Genomic DNA, 21,496 nt, shown 5'->3' with positions numbered 1-21,496 from the left:
TACCTTAGCTATAAATCAAACGGTTATGAGGGACTCTATATGTTATCTACCACTCCAAGGACAGAAATTAGAAAAGGCGCACATAAGGCGGTCACTGAAACTCAAACGCTTTACGACATTATTGATGAATCACTGGTCGCGCACATTGCCATCGGCGACAACGAACAACCATTCGTCATCCCTATGTTGGCATGGCGTGTCGCGGACAAGGTCTATATACATGGTGCGAATAACAGCCGTTTAATGAGGAATCTAAGAAAAGGAGCCAGCACTTGCCTTACCTTCACGCTATTTGATGGCTGGGTGCTGGCGAGAAGTGCTTTCCATCATAGCGCGCACTACCGCAGTGCCGTGGTACTGGGGCATTTTACTGCGATTGAGGAGAGTGCTGAAAAAGATCGATTGCTTAATCACTTTATCGAGCAAATCGCACCAGGAAGAACGGATGAAGTGCGTCTAAGTAATCAAAAAGAACTCGATGCGACCATGTTACTCGAAATCCCTTTAACCGAGGCATCAGTGAAAGTGAGCAAGGGTAACGTTAATGATGACTTAGGCGATATGCAGCAGCCTGTTTTTGCAGGCTACTTACCCTATCGTACCGTCGTTGGTCCACTAGCGGCTGAAGAGGATTCGACTCACTCTTCACTCCCTGACTATAGCAGCGCCTACCCCCAACGCTGGCATCAGCGTGCCTAACATCTTTGCGTGCGGTTAACGCTCATCCAAACTAAAATGCTGTATATATTGGGTGGGCGTCATGCCTCGGTTCTTCTTGAACATTCGATTAAAGCTTGCGGTATTTTGATAGCCTAACCGACGAGCGACCTCTTCAATATTAACGCCAGACATAAACATCGAAACGGCAATATTGCTCATCACGTAGCCACAGACGGTGGAAAAGTTCATACCCAATTTACGCAGGGCGCGTTGCAGTTGTTGGGTAGACATACCCAGTAGAGAACTTACGTGCTCTAAGGTCGGCAAACCAAAGTAACGACTGTAGTTCAATATCTCATAAATCACTTTAACTTCATCTTCCGGATCCGGCATGTTCAGCAACTCGTCTAAATCCGAAAAGTTCATCGCTAAGCGCCCTTTTTTAATACTTCCCTGCTGCTTTGTCGCAAGCCTAAGCTCTGAATGAAACCAAATTTCGGTACATGAATGACTCCAGTCGATGTCACAGCCAAAGAAAGCTCGATACTTTTCCACGTTCTTGCGCGAACCAGATAATCGTACTCGCAGTGGCGCGAAATCCTGCCCCAAATATAGTCGCATTACTTTGACCAAGGTTATCGCAATGCGGACACTATCATGAACCTTACATTCCGCACTAAAGCGAGGGTTTCTATAGCTCCATTTAATGATTGGGCCACTGATGGCCGCCGATAAGAAAGCCCCGTTTTGCAAACTGTTCAGGCCATAATTAAGCCGACGTATAGTAGAAGCAAAGTCGTGGCCAGATAACAGCCAATGACTAATAGCACCGATACTCGCCACATCTTGATCAATCATAGAATCGAGAATAATGTCTGGATTTTGGGTCTGAGCTTCAAGCTTTCGATACCAGCCATTTACCTCAGAAACGGGAACCAAAGTCATCGGGTTGTTAAACACAGCTTCAGGAATGCCAAGTGCACCATCAGCCAACTGGTATTGATTACGAACACTTTGGTGGATTTTGTAAATACCAATAGCCCGCATGAATCTCACTTTGTTCATTTACAGATCAAGTCAATTTTAAATCTCATATGACTCAATCTGTCACATAAGATTCAACTTTTCAATTCTAGATCACAATCGGCGGGTCTAATTAATCTGGAGAGCTGAATGAGCTTATTAAGTGTCCCTTTCGTTGGGACAACTGCCGATACAGTTTTGCACGTTGTTGCTGCCGTGGTCCTTGTTGCGACCATAGCGGCTGCCGTCTACGGTTTCTGGAAATTCCATGAACTGCCAATCAACAAAGCCCACAGTAAAAACCACCATCAAATAGGGTTAATAACCGCGTTAACGTGGATTGGTTTTATCTGGCATTGGGTTTGGGTGGTTGCGGTGATTCTAGCATTTGTCGATATGGAGAAGGCGATCATCAATCTTCGTGACACTTGGCGTCACGCTCCAAAAAGTAGCCAGCAAGCGAATAACGACCAAGTGACTGTTCAGGAGGATGTGTAATGTTAGAAGGCTTAGCCGTATGGGCGCTTTTCATCTATCTCCTCCGCCTGATCGGAATGCCATGGAATAAGGCAACCAAATCATTCGCTTATTTAGGCGGCGTATCATGGTTGATGTTCGTATGGGTTGGATTACTCAACTATACGCCAATGGATCTCTCAGGTGGTTCTGTCGTTCAATCACCGCACATACAGCTGCGTCCAGACTCGCCAAATGTGACCGGTAAAGTCGATAAGATCTACATTGAGCCAAACCAAGAGGTCACCAAAGGCCAACTCATTTATCAAATCGATCCAACTCAATACCAGATCGCGTTAAACCAGGCCCAAGTTAGCCAAGAAGCCGCTGAAGTGGCTTACGACGTAGCCAAGGAAGATATTGCGATTGCCAGAGCGACACATCAATCCATGTTACTTGATGTCGAAACAACCAAGAGTCGTCTAGCGACGGCGAAAGCAGACTACGACTTACAAGTGAAAATGTTAAAGCGCTACCAAGAGCAAAACCGAGTGGTAAAAAATACCATTACGGCTAGTGACATTGATAAGCAGCAAACAACCGTAGAAAAAGCGAAGCACAATGTATCAACGATAAAATCAGAGCTAAGCACTAAAGTTGTTGAAGCAGAAAAAGCAGAGCTAAACATTAGTAAATCTCAGCTTAGCGTCAAAAGTAAGCTCGCTGAGTGGAAAAAGAGCCAAGAACAACGGGCAAAAGCTCAGTGGGATCTCGACAGCACTAAGGTGTATGCTCCTGCCGATGGCTTTGTGACTAACTTTATTTTACGTGAAGGCCAGCGCGTTTCGATGATGCCACGTTTACAGATGTATACCGATGAAAAATATGTGCTAATGCGTGTAAATCATCAAGCGATTCGTAATGTAAAGCCAGGCCATGTGGCAGAGTTTGCGTCATCCGTATATCCAGGCAAAGTCTTTTCCGCGCAAGTCGAAGGCATCGTTGAGGCAACAGGGGAAGCACAAGGTAACTTGCTCGGCTTGGACCCATCGGTAAGAGCAACTACCGGCAAAAATCTACAAAACAAACATCACTTTGTTCGCCTAAAAATTGAAGAGACTGAAGGGTATGATATTCCGGTTGGGTCAGTGGGCTTAGCATGGGTAAGTGGTGATAAACCAATCAGCTTTATGGCCTTCTTAGACGTAATCAGAGGGATAATCATTAGAATGAAGTCGCAGTTGTACTACTTCTATTCGATCTAATTGCCTAACAGCCCAGTTTTACTGGGCTTTTTGCCTACTTTTAACCTTCGCCAACCTTTCCTTTCTGATACTATAGCGCTCATCTAGATTTAAACCGTAACAATACGGAGCCTTCTTAATGAGCGAATTTCAAGACTTATCTTTTCAAATTGAAACCATCGCCCAATCTGAGCCAGAACAGCAGAGTAACATCCTCAACCAACTGATAGAGGAAGGATTGGAAGCTGGCTCGATCGCGTTAATCTTAGAAGCATTCCCTATCGATGAGCGTGTGCAACTGTGGCGTGGACTTCCTTTAGAACTCCACATTGAAGTTCTGACTGAGGCCCGTGCTGAGGTGCGCCGCTCGATCATTGATGAACTGTCTGAGACTGAATTAAAGCTAACCCTAGCTAAGCTCGATAACCTATCACTGATAGAGTGGGCTGACTCTCTCCCCGAAGAGATCATCAACGAAGCGCTACAACTGATCGAAAAAGATGAGTTAGAGCTCTACGACCAAGCCAATGAATATCAAGATGATGAATTAGGCCGCTGGGCTGAACGAAAAGTAGTCACTCTCCCTTTCAATATCTCTGTTGAAAAAGCGAAAGGACTAATGGAGCGCTACAGCTATGACGCGCCACAACAAATCTATCTGATCAATAAGCGCAAACAGTTCCGCGGTGTCGTCAGTTATATCGATCTTTTAAGAGCAGAGCCAACAGAAAGGCTGCGTCACCTTGCTATCGACAATGTGGTCACGTTGAATGCAACGCTCACTCTTGCGGAAAGTATTGAGGCGCTCGAGCACTCCTCTCTTTCCACCATGCCTGTCACCGACGATGAGCAATTATTGATTGGTGAAGTCGATTGGCAATTCGCCCTAAGCACTCAGCGTGAAATTTACGAAACTCGCTTAATGGCGGGTACGGGTATGGATGAAGGGGATGACCTTTTTGCACCCGTGATCAAAAGCTCTCAAAAACGTGGCGTATGGTTAGGGATCAATCTAATGACGGCGATTCTTGCCTCTGTCACCATCGGATTGTTTGAAGATGTCATTGCTCAGGTGGTTGCGCTTGCGGTACTGATGCCGATTGTTGCCTCTATGGGGGGCATAGCAGGTAGCCAGACTTTAACACTAATGATTCGTGCGATGGCATTAAACCAGATCACCTCAGGCAACCGCTGGGCCTTATTGAAAAATGAAATCGGTATTGGCTCGATTAACGGCTTGCTTTGGGCACTCATTATCGGCGGTCTCGCAGGTTTATGGTTTCAGTCTGCGATATTAGGCGGAACGATCGCGTTGGCGATTATTGTCAATATCATCACCGCTGCGCTATTTGGTGTATTGATCCCGATCGCGCTCGATAAGCTCAAGCTAGATCCGGCATTAGCGGGTTCAGTGATACTGACAACGGTAACAGATGTCGTTGGCTTCTTTGCCTTCTTAGGCACTGCTAGTTTGGTTATGTTGTAACGCAATTGCTATTATTTATGTCATTAGCAAATGTATGGTCATTTGCAAATTGCATTTTCAATATGCAACGAAATGGACAGAAAAGTGCAATTTATAACCAATTTCATAGCAATTCAGTGCTATTAAAGTTGGCACATATAGTGCAACTATATTAATGACCCTTCTTAAGCCGAGGGTCACCTAGCCAACTGACGTTGTTAGTGAACTCCATTTTGTTCACAAGTATAGCGGCCAATCTCCCTTATTGAGATTGGCCTTTTCTTTATCAGCCCCACCCAAGTTCAATCCCAGAGTAAACTTAAAAAAAGTCAAAATTTGACTATTTTGCATCCACAACGCTCTAAATCGACCACTACAAATAAGCATTTAGCCATAATATTTATCTCAAACCCTCATAAGAGCAACTTTTATTATTCACAAAGTAAGAAGTCAGGTATCTCTTCCGATAGATGTAAAAGGGTAACGTTTGCATACTCGCAATATCATTGTACAAGTTGACAACAAACTATATAGAACACAATTCAAAACCCATACAACAAACCTAGACACCAAACACTGGTAAACAAACAACTTATGATCATATGCAAAGGTTTAAATAAGATTTAAATCAAAATTATTTTGAATTATTTTATTTATATTTCAATAGATTAATCATCAAAACAAAACAATAACGAACGCTAACTACAAAATTATCATTGACACAGTTTTTTATGTCATCATAATACGCGCCGTTTACCTAAAACTCACACAATTTGTATTGATAATCTATTTGCGGAGGTTATAAATGGCTGCGGACAATAACTACAGTCTGGGACCCGTGCCGACAACGGCAAGGAAAGGAGTCGCTTCACTTACCATGGTAATGCTTGGACTCACTTTCTTCTCTGCAAGTATGTGGACCGGCGGCTCCCTTGGTACTGGTCTTTCTTTCAATGATTTCTTCCTCGCTGTTCTTATTGGTAACCTCATCCTCGGTATCTACACCTCTTTCCTCGGTTACATTGGCGCTTCTACTGGTCTCTCTACTCACCTTCTCGCTCGATTCTCTTTTGGTACTAAAGGCTCTTGGCTCCCATCTGCTCTATTAGGCGGAACTCAGGTTGGCTGGTTTGGTGTTGGCGTAGCGATGTTCGCAATCCCAGTCCAGAAAGCAACCGGGATTGATACCAACACGCTTATTATCGTTTCTGGCCTACTAATGACGGCAACGGTGTACTTCGGCATTAAGGCGCTAATGGTTCTATCGGCGATTGCCGTACCAGCGATTGCAATCTTAGGTAGCTACTCAGTTTCTATGGCGGTAGACAGCATTGGAGGCTTAGAGCAGCTACAACTGATTCAGCCAGAAACGCCAATGGACTTTTCCGTCGCACTCGCGATGGTGGTAGGCTCGTTCGTCAGTGCAGGTACACTCACGGCTGATTTCGTTCGTTTTGGTAAGAAACCAGCAAGTGCTGTATTGGTGACGATGGTTGCCTTCTTTATCGGTAACTCACTGATGTTCATCTTCGGCGCAGCAGGCGCGGCGGCAACAGGTCAAGCAGATATTTCTGACGTAATGATTGCGCAGGGTCTACTACTACCTGCTATCATCGTGCTTGGCTTAAACATCTGGACAACCAACGAAAATGCGCTTTACGCTTCAGGCCTTGGTTTTTCAAACATTACTGGACGTTCAAGCACAGTAATGTCTATCGTCAACGGTATCGTAGGTACAATCTTCGCCCTGTGGTTATACAATAACTTCGTTGGCTGGTTAACCTTCCTTTCGACAGCAATTCCACCAATCGGCGGCGTGATCATTGCTGACTTCCTGATTAACCGTAAACGCTACCAGAACTTTGACAAAGCTGAATTCCAGACAATTAACTGGGCTGGCATCCTAGCGGTAGCTATCGGTGTTGCGGCAGGTAAATTCATTCCAGGTGTTGTACCACTAAACGCTGTTCTAGGCGGTGCACTAAGCTATGTTGTACTTAATTCACTACTAAACAAACGCGCGCTGAAAACACAAGCTGCGTAAGGAAGCATCATGACAACGCTATTGATCAAAAACGCCACACTTCGCAATCAAGAAGGATTAAAACAAATCTTGATTGAAGACGGTCAATTTAAGCAAATTCTCGATAACGATGCGGATGTTGCTTACCAAGGTAACATTCTTGATGCAGAGGGCGGCCTAGCGGTTGCTCCTTTCTGCGAGCCTCATATCCACCTAGATACGACTCAAACCGCCGGTGAACCTAACTGGAACATTTCAGGCACATTGTTTGAAGGCATCGAGCGTTGGGCCGAGCGTAAAGAGATGCTTTCTATTGAAGATGTAAAAACTCGCGCAAAGCAAACTCTAAAATGGCAAATCGCTAACGGTATTCAACACGTTCGTACTCACGTTGACGTTTCCGATCCAACATTGGTCGCACTTAAAGCAATGATCGAAGTGCGCGAAGAGATGAAAGAGTGGGTCGATATCCAGATTGTTGCATTCCCGCAAGAAGGCATTCTGTCTTACCCGAACGGTAAAGAGTTGCTGGAAGAAGCAGTGAAGCTTGGCGCTGATGTTATCGGTGCAATCCCTCACTTTGAGTTCACTCGTGAATACGGAGTGGAGTCTCTGCACTATGTATTTGAACTGGCACGTAAATACGATCGCCTAATCGATGTTCACTGTGACGAAATCGACGACGAACAATCTCGCTTCGTTGAGACGCTGGCTGCATTGGCACATAAATACGAAATGGGCCATAAGGTAACGGCGAGTCATACTACCGCTATGGGCTCTTACAATGGTGCTTACGCGTCGCGTCTGTTCCGTCTGTTAAAGATGTCCGGTATTAGTTTTGTTGCTAACCCTCTAGTCAACATCCACCTGCAAGGCCGCTTTGACGACTACCCGAAACGTCGTGGCATGACGCGCGTGAAAGAGATGCTTAACGCTGGTATCAATGTTTGTTTTGGTCACGATGACGTGTTCGACCCATGGTACCCACTAGGCACGGCTAACATGCTGCAAGTTTTGCACATGGGTCTGCACGTAAGCCAAGTGATGGGTTATGACCAAATCAACAACGGTCTAGACCTAATTAGCGATAACTCTGCACGCACGCTCAACATCCAAGAGAAACATGGTATTGAACAAGGCAAGCCTGGCAGCTTATTGATCTTACCTGCAGAAAGTGGTTTTGATGCCGTACGTCGTCAAGTGCCAGTGCGCTACTCAGTCCGTCACGGTAAAGTGATTGCTGAAACTCAGCCAGCTACAACGCAGATTCATCTTGGTGAGCAAGAAGAAGTGACTTTCAAACGCTAATCGATTTGATCGCATGAAATGTATAAAGGGAAGCAAATGCTTCCCTTTTTCTATCCAATCTATGGTTTTATTTTTCTCAACACAAAAGAAAACCCCACTAAGCTTTCGCCTAGTGGGGTGTGGTCTTACTCGCAGCAATCCGGCTACTAATAGGTGCTCCCTGCATCTATTCCTTGATAGTACGCTGAATCCTTCAGCACTTTCCTTATCATCGCCATCCTAGCGGTGTCCTTGGCAATCCAGCCCGTTAGCTATCCTCGCTAACTCTCATCACTTAATCCTTAAGCGGTGTCCCTGACTCTATCATCCTGATAGAAATTGCCTTAGTCCGTTAAGTGTCCATTGTCTTTCCTTGTGTAACCATCCTAGTTACTAGCGTCCAGCCAATGTCCTTCGCTTTCCATGCCGACCATTCATCCTGAATAATCGAATCTTCGTCCTGAAGATGACCTGTCCTTGGGTCTTTCCTGTTCCGTGTCTGCTCCCTGCTGACAACTTAAGATTATGCGATTGGTGGTTTTTCACAATAGTAAATATCGCTATAACGCCCTCCCAGAACAGTTTAAAAATCAATCACACTCTTTCAAATCAAATACTTACACAACAACAAAAGCTATATCCTAACTAATATAACTACGTTCACTCACGCACTTGTGAGAGATCTCGCACAAGTGCTATAGCTTAATGCCCAAACCGAACGAATACTCTACCCAAAAGAGTTGTGACTGCCATCACTCATTGTTACGTAACACGTTCAAAGTTCCTCTATATACGCTTTTACTGGACTATCGTGAGCGAAATTAGGATATTATTAGGGATCTACATCACATAACCTATTTCACTTAGATAACTGATAAACCTAAGTACTATTTCCTAGAGGAAAGCTGAAATGATTTCAAAATGGGCACAACGCTTTTACCAAATGGCAGAATTAGTTGGGTCTTGGAGTAAAGACCCTTCCACTCAGGTTGGCGCTGTCATTACAAAACAGAACCGAATCGTTTCTGTCGGTTTCAACGGTTACCCCCACGGCATTTCGGATAGTGCCATGACCGACGACCGTGAAATGAAGTATTTAAAAACCTTACACGCCGAAGAAAATGCAATTTTGTTTGCTAAGCGCGATCTCGATGGATGTGAAATTTGGGTCACACACTTCCCTTGTCCGAATTGCGCTGCGAAAATCATTCAAACGGGAATTTCAGCGGTACATTGCCCAGAGCAAACACCTGATTTCTTGTCCCGCTGGGGTGACAAAATCAAAGTAAGCCAAGAAATGTTTTTGCAAGCTGGCGTGAAAGTGAACTGGCTGCCACTAGAAGATTTGTCTGACTCATAAGGTCTGCTCATTTATGCGGATTTAGGGGGGATATCATCCCCTTGCTTTGCGTTAACAACGAAAGGCCACATTTTCCACCTCACCCGTCAGAATTGCCTTACATGATGTAAAGCACCTGACGACACCTTAACAAAACTAACGATTACACCATGCATAATGTAAGGAAATGAAAAATTATGTAAGGTGATTAATGACTATTCAGCATCAAAGGTGGAGATTGGTAAATGGATGGTAAGCGAGTTGTAAAATTTGCCGAAGATGGTTATGCGCCACTATTAAAAGTATTAGATTTTTTGATAATCAACTTTTCCATACAGTCAGTTATAGACGTCAATTATGGAAATGAAACAGCGATAGATTTCGCGGTTGCATTTATTATCGCTACCTTTTTTCTGCTATTTTCAGAATATTGCAATGTTTACTCTATCAATGTAAGAAAACGTATTGGGGCCTCTGTCACTAGAATCTTGGTCGCGGCGTTTTTCACTTTCATTTCAGTAGAAGTAATTAAGTACTTCTATGGCTCCAATGAAGGAGCAAGCATCAACCACCTAAGCAAAGGCTGGTTCTACTATCTGTTCGCTATTTCTATTGCTTCGGTTATTGCTGTCCGCATTTTAATTTTGACCGTTTCTCGTACAGTGTATCGTCGTTATAGCAAAGTAAAAACTATCGCAATATTTGGCTATACACCGACAGCTATTGCACTAGAACAGCAACTACTCACTCTTCATCGCCTTGGCGATATAAAGTTAGAGCTATACGCGGAGAAGAACGAAGACGAATTTGGCTATATCACGAAGTCTAGTTACAAAGGCAAATTTAAACAGCTGTTAGAGAAAGCCAAACGTAACGAAATCGATGAAGTTTACATCACGATACCAATGGTCGAAAAAGAGAAGATCTCCAAATACGTAGAGAAGCTATCTGATACCACGGTGGATACATTTGTCGTACCAGATTTACATAGCTACAACCTGTCTTCTTCGCGTTTTCAACCAATTGGCCACATGCAAGCACTGTCTGTCTTTGGGACCCCATTTGATGGATTTGGCGCATTAGCTAAGCGTGTTGAAGATATTCTTATTGGCGGAATCATCACGATTCTTATCTCCCCTATCCTGCTTGTTATTGCAGCGGGAGTAAAACTTAGCTCACCCGGCCCTGTGCTATTTAAGCAAGACCGTTATGGGTTAGGTGGTAAGAAGATTAAAGTTTGGAAATTTCGTTCGATGAGTGTGATGGAGAACGATGACGAAGTAAGACAAGCCACCAAATCGGATCCTCGCGTCACCAAGTTTGGGGCATTCATCCGTCGTACCTCATTAGATGAACTTCCGCAATTTTTTAACGTTCTACAAGGGTCCATGTCAATCGTTGGCCCGAGACCACATGCTGTTGCTCATAATGAAGAGTATCGAATCATCGTTGATAACTATATGATTCGACATAAGATCAAGCCGGGAATTACAGGTTGGGCTCAAGTCAACGGCTATCGAGGTGAAACCGACACCATCGATAAAATGGAGAAGCGTGTTGAATATGATATTGCCTACTTACAACACTGGTCATTGGCATGGGATTTAAAAATTATATTTATGACAGTCTTCAAAGGCTTTGTTAGTGAAACAGCGTACTAAGTTAATTATTGGTGGCCTAGGGTTAACGTTCACCACTTATTCTCATGCAAACTTAACCCCTAAACCCCATATAGGTATCGCTGGAATCGACTTTCAATCTCAGCTCTCAATGAGATACGGTCAAGACTCTAACGTCACTTATCAGACTCAATCGAGTGACTCGGTCGAGTCTGATTACGTTATGGTCGAACCCTACTTTCAGGCCATTGGTGAACGTGGTGAAGACAGCTACTTGCTAGTTTATTCTGGTAAATTTTTACAGTATCAAGACCAAACAAGTGCTGTAGATGACTATAGTGACCACTATTTTTTATTCTTGCCTAAGTGGCACTTTGGCGACAAACATGAGCTTAACTGGTTTATCGAGCAAACGTGGGGACACGAAGACAGAGGGACGGGACTTACGGAAGGCTTTACAGACGAACAATTTCGCCAATACGGAATTAATCAGCCTTTAAGCAGCGAGTTGTTCAATAGCGAACTCCGTTACATCTACGGTAGACCAGAAGGCCGAGGCCATTTTAACCTCGCGCTACAGGTGAAGGATCTTTCATTTACAGACACCGACGCTGTTGAACAAACCAGCTCTGATTTTTATGCCTATATCGAAGATCAACAATGGCAAGAGAAAACTGTCACTGTAGAACTCTTCGATCAGTACTCCAAAGATACGCGATTTCGCTACAGTTCGATTAATAACTTTAGACACTATGCCTCTTCGCCGATTCGTGATTCTGATGAGCATTACTTGAGGTTTGGCATCAAATCAAAACGCTCAGGTAAAACCAGCTTAGAAGCGGATATTGCTTGGTTATATAAAGATTTTAAGAACAATCCCCAAGCACAAGCCTTTAACGGCTTCAACTGGCAAGCAACACTGAATTGGAAGCCTGTTAAGCATTCTGAGTTTCAGTTATACGGTTTCCATAGGGTAGAAGACCCAACCGAAGTTGGTGGGTATATTTTAAATACAAAGTATGGACTTTCATGGAATCACAAATGGTTTGTTGACCGTTTGAACACCAAATTCGATGTTGGCCAAGAATTTGAAGACTATAAGTCGCAAGACAGTGATCGAGAAGATAGCTCAAACGTAGCTTCATTCTCGTTAGGCTATGATTTTCGGCCATCAGTACGCTTGGAGTTTAATTACCAATATACTAATAAGACTTCAAACCACGAAACAACCACATTTTATATTGGCGAAAATGCCAATATTCCTGAAATTCGACAACTTGGCTACAACAAAAGCCAATTTGATTTGATGCTTAAGGTGCAAATTTAACCATGAGAAAATTTATCTTACACCTCGTTGGGGCATTGTTGATTTTAACCAGCCATACCGCCTTGGCTGACTCTTCAAACTCGGAACAAGACCCTAACAGCAGACTATCGCAGCAGCGCGAGTATTTACTTGGTCCCGGTGACCGAGTGAATATTGAAGTCTATGGAGATCAAGACCTTTCCATGAAGTTTACTATTGGTAAACGTGGCGGTGTGAACTTTCCCTACATTGGTTATGTACAGTTGACGGGCCATACAACGGAAGAAATCGAACTCGATATGGAAGCTCGTCTAAAAGCTGACTATATGCTAGACCCAATGGTTACTGTGCAAATGACTAGTTTCCGTAAGTTCTTTATTACCGGTGAAGTTGAAGACCCTGATGGCTATGAATATGAACCTCAACTCACTGTGGAGAAAGCCATCGCACTTGCTGGCGGGTTCACTGACCGCGCCGATCGCGATGATATTAATATTCGTCCTTCAGGCTCTACCGAGCTACTGGAAAATGTCAATTTGACTGATGCTGTATACCCCGGCGATGTCGTCATCGTTGAACAAAGTTTTTTCTAAAAGAGAGCAGTAATGATAGAACGCGGCAAATCACTCGAAAGCCATGTTAACTTTGACCCCTTGATCAAAGCGATGAAGAAACACGCCTTAAAATTGGTGATGGTAACCGCCATCATTACCGGCTTGAGTCTCCCATTGATTCAAATGATGACGCCAAAATACGTTTCCACAGCAACGGTGCTCATCAAAGCTCAGTCCGACAATGCCTCTCCCGTCGATCAGGTTGATGGATACGATTCAACTCGCGCCCAATATTACGAAACTCAACTCAACCTTATGCAGTCACGTGTGGTATTACAAAGCGCAGTTCTACGCATGAAGCTTGAGCAAGACGAATCCTTTAACGACGCCGTCCTTGGTAACGAAGGGATGTGGGATCTACCTGAAGAAACTCGCATCGCCAATGCCTTAAAAACCTTATCAAAGAATCTGAAATTTACGGCAGTACGTCAAACTCAGCTAGTATACGTTTCTTATGAATCTCCGGACGGTCGCAGAGCGGCAGATATTGCCAATGGCGTTGCTCAAGCTTTTATTGATTACACCGTTGAACAGAAAGTGGCAAAAACGCTTCAAGCACAAGAGTGGAACCAACAACAAATGGCGACCTTAAAGTCGCAAGTTGAAGAAAAAAAGCGCGAACTCCAGCGCTTCCTAGATAAGGAAGGCCTTATCATGTTCCGCGGTATTGATGGTATTGAAACAGAGCAGCTAAGCATTCTCACCAATAAATACGCCGATGCGAAGGAGCGTCGCATCGCAGCCCAAGCAACGTACGAACTCGTTGCGAAATATATGCAAGGTGATATTGAGGACCTGTCTGCAGTCCCTGAAGTTTCTTCGCACCCTCAACTGCAAGATCTGCGTATCGCCCTCATTCAAGCGACAAGAAACCTTGCTGATTTACAAAGAGTTTATGGTCCAAAACACAGGAAAATCCTGGAAGCTAATGCTCAGTTGGATGCGATACATAAGCAAACTCGTCACCTATTAGAAGAGCTAAAAATCGGCTTACATAAAAAGTATCAAGCGCAGCTCATAAAAGAAAATCATTACAAAAAACTACTCAGCCAAGACAAAGTCAATTATGCAAAATTAATTGATAAAAGAGATCAATACGATAGCCTAAAAACTGATTTGGATAAGACGGAAGAGCTCTACGAGCAGTTATACCAACGCAGTGCCGAGCACGCCGTTAACACTCAATATCGCGAGCCGAATGCACTGATCTATGACCCAGCAACCGTGAGTGATCGCCCAGCGAAACCAAATAAGCGTTTGATGATCGTCATGATCGCGATGATGACCTTTATTATCGGGGTGCTGTTTATCATCGTCCATGCAGCGCTAAAGCGAACCATTACCAATTTAGAACAATTGCAAACTCGCTTAGGTTTGACGCCTCTTATCGACTTACCAAGTTTTTCAGACAAAAAAGAACAGATTACAACACTGGAGCTTTGTCGACGCATTACACAAAACCCTTACTCAAACGAAATCGCTCACGGCCTGTGTACCGCATTGTCATTAAAGGCACCTGAAAGCAAATCTGTTGGTGTCGTTGCCGCTTTTCCTCACGAAGGAGCATCAGCGATTAGCTATATTTTAGCGTCAGCTCTCAATAGTAACCATCGCACTTTATTGCTCGATCTAGATTATCGCAGCAAAAACAGCATGACCCGCAACGTGCTGAATGCATTCCCGGATGAAGGTCAACAGAGTGGCGAAATTGCGGGCTTTAGTGAGTACGTAAGCCAAAAACGTGCGCTGAGTGAGGTAACTATAAACATTGCCAATAACTTAACTTTTATGCCATTGGGAGAGCTTACTGAGTCTCCTCTGAGTTTCTTTGCCAACAGTGACTGTTTAGAAGCGTATCAACACTTGTGTTCTGAGTTTGATAAAGTCATCGTTAACCTGCCTGAGCTCAGCGAAAACAAAGATGCTCAAATGCTAGTGGCAGCTCTTGATGCGATCATCGTGACGGTCAAAGCCGACAACTACACTTCACACGAGATTGTTCCACAGCTGAATAAAATCACTGCCTTGGTTGATGGCGACATTTATGGCGTACTTAACATGACCAAGGAAGACATGTTAACCAGTGAAGAAGCAAAGCGCTTTGCCGCACATAACAGCACCGAACTCTTCGAAAGTGAGGAACTGCTGTGAGTTTGCTAAAAAAGATCTCAACCATTGCTAGCTCCTCGATGCTGTCTCAAGTGATTGGAGCAGTATCGATATGGTTGATATCCACCAGCTATGGGATGGCCGAGGTCGGCTACTATGCGATGACGTACAGTATCGCCCTGATTGGTGCACAAGTGTGTACCTTCGCTTCGCAGTTGCTTATCCCGAAGCAAGCTGAGGAGACATTAGGTCAGAACATTATCTTTTGCTTGTTATTTAGTTTATTGCTCTCCGTCTTCACCGCTTTGGCTACGGGCTTTTTCTTTGAACGCAGCTACGAACAGCTTTTCTTGCTCATCCTTGGTCACTCTTGGATTTTGATTTCCGAGAATTTATTGCTGCGTGATGCGAAAATGAAAGTTCTCGCCCTGCAACGAACCACTATTTCAGGCTTAGTTCTTGCGCTCATCTACACCATGCAAGATATGGAAACTTTCTACTGGGCATGGGGTGGAACGCTGCTCGCCTATGTTTCAATGTTCATCTTGTACTCTGTTCCAGTTAAAGCGTTAAGGTGGAACCAACTTTCACTGTCATCCAATATTCGCTTTTTCAAAAACAACATTCACCACATTAGCAAAGTTGGCAGTGCTGAAATTCTTGCTATGCTCAATGGCAACCTGCCAGTTATCTTGATCAACATTTGGTTCTCACCTGTTGTTGCAGGTTACTTTGCGGTTGTTAGTCGCTTTTGTTTGTCTCCAGTGATCATTGTTGGCAACGCGGTGCGCAACTCAATCTTTTCAAGCTGGTCGATCGATTTTCGCAACAATCGATTTAACTACTCAGAATTCGTCAAAGTACGCAAGTTGCTAATGTCACTTGGTATTATTGCCACGGCAGGCGTATTCCTCTTCTACCCGATGGTAATGAACCTTGGCTTTAACGAAGAATGGGTCGCTTCAATACCGACTTCTCGTTACCTACTGCCCTACTTGTTTACAGCGCTAGCCATTTGCCCACTTACCGTTATTGAATTGGTTTACGGCTCACCGAAGTACTTCTTACGTATTCAAATAGAACAGTTAGCCGTCGTTCTTATCGCCTTCACACTGATGCCATATATCTCTCCAGATTATGCTTATTCGGTTATCGTGTTCGCGCTTTTATCTGCACTTCGATATGCGTTTATTTTCCTCAGAGTGAACTCGCGCGCTAATGAAGTGAGTCAAAGGTTGGAAACGGTATGAGAATCAACAACGGCTTATTCTTACAAGCTTATGTTGTCCTCACCCTAGCGATTTGTGGTTTAGTGCAATACTTGTTAGGGATAGGAGCTATCTTGTGGCTTCCATTCCTAGCAGCCATGACAATGGTCATATTGCTGTTTTTACAAAACAACTATGAATCACTTGAGTATGATGTTCATGAAGTGTGCATCGCCGTTTTTTATATCGGCATGTGCGCTCTAGTGCTCGCCTCTACCTTTCTGCAAAGTGGAGCAAAAGTCGTCATCGTCGGGTTCAAAAATGAGCTCGCGCTCTCGCTGGTATTCTTTTGCTTACTGCTTGGGTTTATCCGAGAGTCCCAGCTATATCGCACGGTAAAAGTTTTATACTGGGTATTCTATGCACAGTTGCCCGTGATTCTTTACCAGATCCTGATTGTCGTGCCGAAACGTGTCGCGACTCATGGTGAGTTCGAAAAATGGGATTCAGTCGTAGGCACCTTTGGTGGTAACCCAATGGGTGGCGGTAACAGTGCTGCTCTCGGTTTATTTTGTTTGCTGATCATGCTGCTAAAGCTTTCTGAGCTTCGCCATGGCGTGATTGGTAAGCTGAATGCGGGGTTACATATTTGTGCTGCCTTTACTTTGTGTGTGCTTGGTGAAATCAAATTCGTTATTCTCATTTCGCCAATCCTAATGGTATTTGTTTGGCTCTCTCCAAGTTACATCCACGGCGTAAGGCAAAACGACATTAAAAAGGTTCTGCTCATATTAGGCTCAATGTCGCTGCTCATTTTCATCGCCATTCTAGTGCTGGCGGCTTCTTATGCCGCGGCTTTTGACTCAGATCCGAACAACAGCGCATTTAAGATATTCTTCGACTCGCTCGACTATATTTTTGACGCGCACTATATCCTGCCGACTGGTGAACTCGGGCGAATGACGACCATTTTCTTCTGGCTGGAAAACAGCGATCTTTATGGCTGGCCGAGTGTGTTTTTCGGTTACGGGTTAAATGCCACTAACCATGGCAGCTCCGTTGCACCAGGTTTTCTCAATACGATTTTTAACGTCTTAATTGACTCCACGTCACTGAGTATGATGCTGTGGGAGATGGGTATCATCGGCTCAGCGTTGTTCTTCGTGGTGATCTTGTACGTGTTAAAGATCGCGATACCAAAAGAGCGTTTGTCACTCGAACAATTGTCGCCACAGGATGTCCAACTACTTTCTTGGCAACCTGCATTTATCGCGTTTTCTATCGCAGGCCTACTCAGTCTTCCATACAGTCAGATCTTGATGTTGGTGCCCATGTTGCAGTTCCTATTTTATCTATCTTTAGGCGCAAGCTTAGTTGTTCGTAAATCAGTGTTAAATATGGAAGAGGCAAAAGTATGAATACCCTACCAAGCATCACCGTCATCATTAAGACATTTAATGAGCAAGCAGGTATTGCCGCCACAATTCAAAGCATTAACAAGCAACTCTCTGGCTACGAACACAGTGTGATTGTCGCTGACAGTTTATCAACAGATAACACTCAGCAGATTGCCTTAGACAACGGCGCGAAAGTGGCTTCATTGATTGAAGAACAAGACCGCTGCTGTGGCGTTGGTCACCAACTAGGTTACCTACATAGTGATGGTGATTACCTGCTGCTAATGGATGGTGATATGACCCTCGGGGAAGGTTTTATCGATAAAGCGGTGGCATTCCTAGAGTCCAATCCAAACTATGCTGGAGTCGCTGGTACGGTTGAAATGGATGACGCATCGAGCTACGAATTTAAATCCCGTAAACAACGCCTACACAAGATTTACCCGCTTGGTGATTGTAGTCACCTTGGTGGCGGTGGCATGTATCGAAAAAGTGCTATCGATCAAGTCGGCTATTTAACGCATCGTACGCTCCATGCCTATGAAGAAGCAGAATTAGGTATGCGCCTCAAACATGCCGGATATAAGCTACATCGTCTTGATACGCCGTTCTTTTTACACACTTCTTACGATATGCCAACGTTGCAATTACTTAAATATCGCTGGAAAAGCAGATACTTATTCGCTCCTGGGGAGTTATTGAGAAGTGCATTCGGTAAAGCTCACTTTAAAGATGCGTTATCGACGGTGCGTAACGAACTGATCTTTGCTTGTTACTTACTTGGCGTTATCTCTATGGGTCTTTTTGCACCCACGATTGTTTTTCTACTGAGTCTTGCCCCACTAGGCGCATTCTTTACCCTAAAAGCAATCAAGAACCGTTCTGTGAAAGATGCCTGCTTAAGTGTCATTAACCTGTCTGTTTTTGCCGCCGGCCTAGTTCGTGGACTTTTCTCGCCGACCAAGAACCCAACGGTACCTCCTAAAAATCGTCTAATTGAGTGAGATTCATCAAATGAAAGTACTGGTAGTCAATAAATTCTTCTTTCTCAAAGGCGGAGCTGAGACGGTATTTTTCCAAGAACGAGAAATGCTGCAAGACATGGGCGTCAGTGTTATTGATTTCTCAATGGTGCATGAGAAAAACTTCTCGTCCCAATATCATGAGTTCTTTGTCGACAATATAGACTACCACTCAAAGCCTAGCGCGCTTGACGCTCTCAAAACAGCTTTTCGCTTCATTCATAATAGTGAAGCGTGTAAAAAGCTAGAGGCGATAATCTCTCAAGAAAAACCTGACATTGTTCACTTTCATAACATCTACCACCAGCTAACGCCATCAATCATTAAGGTGGCGAAAGCGGCAGGTTGCAAAACTGTATTAACCGCTCACGATACAAAAATTGCCTGCCCAAGCTACACCATGTACCGTGATGGTCATACTTGCGAAGATTGTTTACAAGGTAGCGTTTTCAATGCATTTAAAAACCGTTGTTACGATGGCTCGCTATTCAAAAGTGGGCTACTGACCGCAGAAGCGATTTATCAATCGCTGGCTAAGAACTATCACGCACTCGATGCCATTGTTTCCCCTAGTCAGTTTCTGGCCAATATCATCAAGCAGAAGCTGCCTAACAACAGAATCGACGTCATTGTTAACGGTATCGATGAAAACGTTGATATCGCGGACGCCAGCGATCAAGAGTACTTCTTGTACTTGGGACGTCTGAGTAAAGAAAAAGGCGTCGAGACGATGGCAAAGGCCTACCAGATTTGTTCGCAATCAATGCCATTAAAAGTAGCCGGTGTCGGCCCACTCACTGAAGAGCTAACTGAAAACTACCCAAACATTGAACTGCTAGGATTCCAAAGCGGCGAGGCCCTTCACAAGTTAATTCGTGAGGCGAGCGTCGTGATTGTACCTTCTGAGTGCTATGAAAACTGCTCAATGTCGGTGCTAGAAGCAATGGCTTATGGTAAGCCAATCATAGGTGCCAATATTGGCGGTATTCCTGAGCAAGTTAGAGATAATGTTGAGGGCCGACTGTTTGAAGCGGGCAACCCAGAATCGTTAGCACAAGTCATGGATGAAATTGCCCAGTCAAGCACTGAAAGGCAAGCGCTAGGCAAATTTGCACGCAAGCGTTTAGTCGAGACTTACTCTTTAACGTCTCACCATCAAAAACTGATTTCACTTTATAAACAATTACTGGGGTTATAAGCATGAAAGTAACCGTTATAGGCACACGAGGCATCCCAGATGTACTTGGCGGCGTAGAAACCCATTGTCAGCACTTATACCCACTGATCGTTGAGCAGGGTGTCAATGTCTGCGTCACTGCTCGCTCCCCTTATGTTGATTACAAGAAATCTGAGTACAAAGGTGTCACGACTCGATCAATATGGGCACCTAAGAAGAAATCGCTAGAGGCTATCATCCACTCTACCCTCGCCTCATTTTCTACGCTTTTTGATGGCTCGAATATTGTCCATGTACATGCAATTGGCCCCGGTTTGGTCGCGCCACTACTGCGTCTACTCGGCAAAAAAGTCGTCTTTACCCACCATGGGCCTGACTATGAAAGAGAAAAGTGGGGCAAGCTTGCCAAAGTGATACTCAAGCTAGGCGAACGTTTCGCGGTGCGCTGGTCTAATGAAGTGATTGTTATCTCTGAAGTGATCAACGATTTGATTAAGGAGAAGTACCAGCGTCATGATGCCAATCTCATCTACAACGGTGTGCTTCCTGCCAATACATATGAAGCCCCAACAATCGAAAAAACCTTAGCGCAACATGGGTTAACGGCGGGTAACTACATCGTCGGTGTCGGCCGCTTTGTTGAGGAGAAAGGCTTCCATGACCTTATTGAGGCATACAAAGCGAGTGAGGTTGATGTACCGCTAGTATTAGTTGGCGATACCGATCATGAAACGCCATACAGTGCAAAGCTGAAACAGCTTGCTAGAGAGACGCCTAACGTCATTTTGACCGGTTTTGTTAAAGGGGATGAGCTACAAATTTTATTCTCTCAAGCCAATTTATTTGTCATGCCTTCTTACCATGAAGGATTACCTATCGCGTTACTTGAGGCCCTTTCCTACAGCTTGCCTGTGGTAGTTAGTGACATTGATCCAAACAAAGAAGTACAACTGAGTGAGGATTGTTATTTCCCGGTCAAAAATGTTGCAGCTCTTACTAAAGCTATCAATAAGCGTTGTAGACTGGATTCGCAAGATTACAGCGAATATCTAGCGAAGTACGACTGGCATAAAATTGCGTCGAAAACCGTCGACACCTATAATCGAATACTTCGTACCAAATAACAGAAGTCCTCAGTAAAGATGTCTAAGCAGGAAACCCAAAGTAGAGCAGTACAGCAGTTTTATACGTTGCTCGATAAAAACACCCAAGATAACCTTACTCAAGAGCAGAAAGAAGCGATTGAGCAAGCGTTAAATACGGTCAGTCTAGTCAACAGACAGCCTGTTGATGTTCGCAAGAGCTTTCCGTTTTTTGGTAAACGTTATTTCTTTGTGTTTCTCGCCGGTAAAGACCGACGTCGCCTACCTCGAGACAAGTTCTCTTTTTCGGAGTACATGGTACTTGTTATGGTAGTGCTACTCATATTATCCATGGCTTCGCTTTCTGTTCTTGCACTCTATTTATTAAAGTCCGCTATCGGAATCGACATATTCCAAGACTTTTCCTTCGGAATATGGGACTGGTTTAAAAGTTTGTAGGTAAGA

18 protein-coding genes are annotated in these 21,496 nt (G+C 44.1%); 17 read left to right on the top strand and 1 reads right to left on the bottom strand.

What is annotated here, in order from left to right:
• Positions 1-39: 39 nt before the first annotated feature.
• Positions 40-699, top strand: coding sequence for a pyridoxamine 5'-phosphate oxidase family protein (locus tag VIA_RS04460; RefSeq protein ID WP_004411369.1), 660 nt, complete (start codon positions 40-42; stop codon positions 697-699).
• 15 nt (positions 700-714) lie between these two features.
• On the opposite strand, the gene VIA_RS04455 is transcribed toward VIA_RS04460, so the two are convergent.
• Positions 715-1,707 carry an AraC family transcriptional regulator gene (locus tag VIA_RS04455; protein WP_004411368.1) on the bottom strand — a complete coding sequence of 331 codons (993 nt, stop codon included), beginning with the start codon at positions 1,705-1,707 and terminating at the stop codon, positions 715-717.
• Positions 1,708-1,833: 126 nt separating this feature from the next.
• On the opposite strand from VIA_RS04455, the gene VIA_RS04450 reads away from it, so the two are divergent.
• The 16 genes from VIA_RS04450 (at position 1,834) to VIA_RS04375 (ending at position 21,490) form a co-directional block, all read left to right on the top strand.
• Positions 1,834-2,181, top strand: a complete 348-nt coding sequence (locus VIA_RS04450; protein ID WP_004411367.1) for a hypothetical protein — start codon at positions 1,834-1,836, stop codon at positions 2,179-2,181.
• A complete protein-coding gene (locus tag VIA_RS04445) occupies positions 2,181-3,404 on the top strand; it encodes an HlyD family secretion protein (RefSeq protein ID WP_004411366.1) in 1,224 nt (407 codons plus the stop codon). Before VIA_RS04450 ends, VIA_RS04445 begins: the two co-directional genes overlap by 1 nt.
• A gap of 118 nt (positions 3,405-3,522) precedes the next feature.
• Positions 3,523-4,869: a magnesium transporter gene (locus tag VIA_RS04440; protein ID WP_004411365.1), complete on the top strand. Its 1,347-nt coding sequence runs from the start codon at positions 3,523-3,525 to the stop codon at positions 4,867-4,869.
• 784 nt (positions 4,870-5,653) lie between these two features.
• The gene (gene codB, locus VIA_RS04435) at positions 5,654-6,892 is read left to right on the top strand and encodes a cytosine permease (RefSeq protein ID WP_004417091.1); all 1,239 of its coding nucleotides are present in this window, start codon (positions 5,654-5,656) and stop codon (positions 6,890-6,892) included.
• A 9-nt stretch (positions 6,893-6,901) separates the two neighbouring features.
• Complete coding sequence (locus VIA_RS04430; RefSeq protein WP_004411363.1) at positions 6,902-8,179, top strand: cytosine deaminase; 1,278 nt, start codon at positions 6,902-6,904, stop codon at positions 8,177-8,179.
• A gap of 889 nt (positions 8,180-9,068) precedes the next feature.
• On the top strand, positions 9,069-9,518 hold the full coding sequence (locus tag VIA_RS04425) for a dCMP deaminase family protein (protein WP_004411362.1): 450 nt from the start codon (positions 9,069-9,071) through the stop codon (positions 9,516-9,518).
• A gap of 224 nt (positions 9,519-9,742) precedes the next feature.
• Positions 9,743-11,158 (top strand): undecaprenyl-phosphate glucose phosphotransferase, encoded by a 1,416-nt coding sequence (locus VIA_RS04420; RefSeq protein WP_004411361.1) that lies wholly within the window; start codon positions 9,743-9,745, stop codon positions 11,156-11,158.
• The gene (locus VIA_RS04415) at positions 11,142-12,443 is read left to right on the top strand and encodes an outer membrane beta-barrel protein (protein WP_004411360.1); all 1,302 of its coding nucleotides are present in this window, start codon (positions 11,142-11,144) and stop codon (positions 12,441-12,443) included. The genes VIA_RS04420 and VIA_RS04415 overlap by 17 nt, the downstream gene beginning before the upstream one ends.
• 2 nt (positions 12,444-12,445) lie before the next feature.
• Entirely contained in the window at positions 12,446-13,015 is a 570-nt protein-coding gene (locus VIA_RS04410) for a polysaccharide biosynthesis/export family protein (RefSeq protein WP_004411359.1), read from the top strand.
• Between the two features lie 12 nt (positions 13,016-13,027).
• Positions 13,028-15,187, top strand: a complete 2,160-nt coding sequence (locus tag VIA_RS04405) for a GumC family protein (protein ID WP_004411358.1) — start codon at positions 13,028-13,030, stop codon at positions 15,185-15,187.
• Positions 15,184-16,395, top strand: coding sequence for a lipopolysaccharide biosynthesis protein (locus VIA_RS04400; RefSeq protein WP_004417094.1), 1,212 nt, complete (start codon positions 15,184-15,186; stop codon positions 16,393-16,395). The genes VIA_RS04405 and VIA_RS04400 overlap by 4 nt, the downstream gene beginning before the upstream one ends.
• Complete coding sequence (locus tag VIA_RS04395; protein ID WP_004411356.1) at positions 16,392-17,771, top strand: hypothetical protein; 1,380 nt, start codon at positions 16,392-16,394, stop codon at positions 17,769-17,771. The genes VIA_RS04400 and VIA_RS04395 overlap by 4 nt, the downstream gene beginning before the upstream one ends.
• A complete protein-coding gene (locus VIA_RS04390; RefSeq protein WP_004411355.1) occupies positions 17,768-18,754 on the top strand; it encodes a glycosyltransferase family 2 protein in 987 nt (328 codons plus the stop codon). Before VIA_RS04395 ends, VIA_RS04390 begins: the two co-directional genes overlap by 4 nt.
• 10 nt (positions 18,755-18,764) lie before the next feature.
• On the top strand, positions 18,765-19,970 hold the full coding sequence (locus tag VIA_RS04385; protein WP_004411354.1) for a glycosyltransferase family 4 protein: 1,206 nt from the start codon (positions 18,765-18,767) through the stop codon (positions 19,968-19,970).
• A 2-nt stretch (positions 19,971-19,972) separates the two neighbouring features.
• Positions 19,973-21,073 carry a glycosyltransferase family 4 protein gene (locus VIA_RS04380; RefSeq protein WP_004411353.1) on the top strand — a complete coding sequence of 367 codons (1,101 nt, stop codon included), beginning with the start codon at positions 19,973-19,975 and terminating at the stop codon, positions 21,071-21,073.
• An 18-nt stretch (positions 21,074-21,091) separates the two neighbouring features.
• Complete coding sequence (locus VIA_RS04375; RefSeq protein WP_004417096.1) at positions 21,092-21,490, top strand: hypothetical protein; 399 nt, start codon at positions 21,092-21,094, stop codon at positions 21,488-21,490.
• Positions 21,491-21,496: the final 6 nt, after the last annotated feature.

The organism is Vibrio orientalis CIP 102891 = ATCC 33934 (genome assembly GCF_000176235.1).
Classification (GTDB): domain Bacteria; phylum Pseudomonadota; class Gammaproteobacteria; order Enterobacterales; family Vibrionaceae; genus Vibrio; species Vibrio orientalis.
This window is presented reverse-complemented; position numbering and strand designations above follow the sequence as displayed.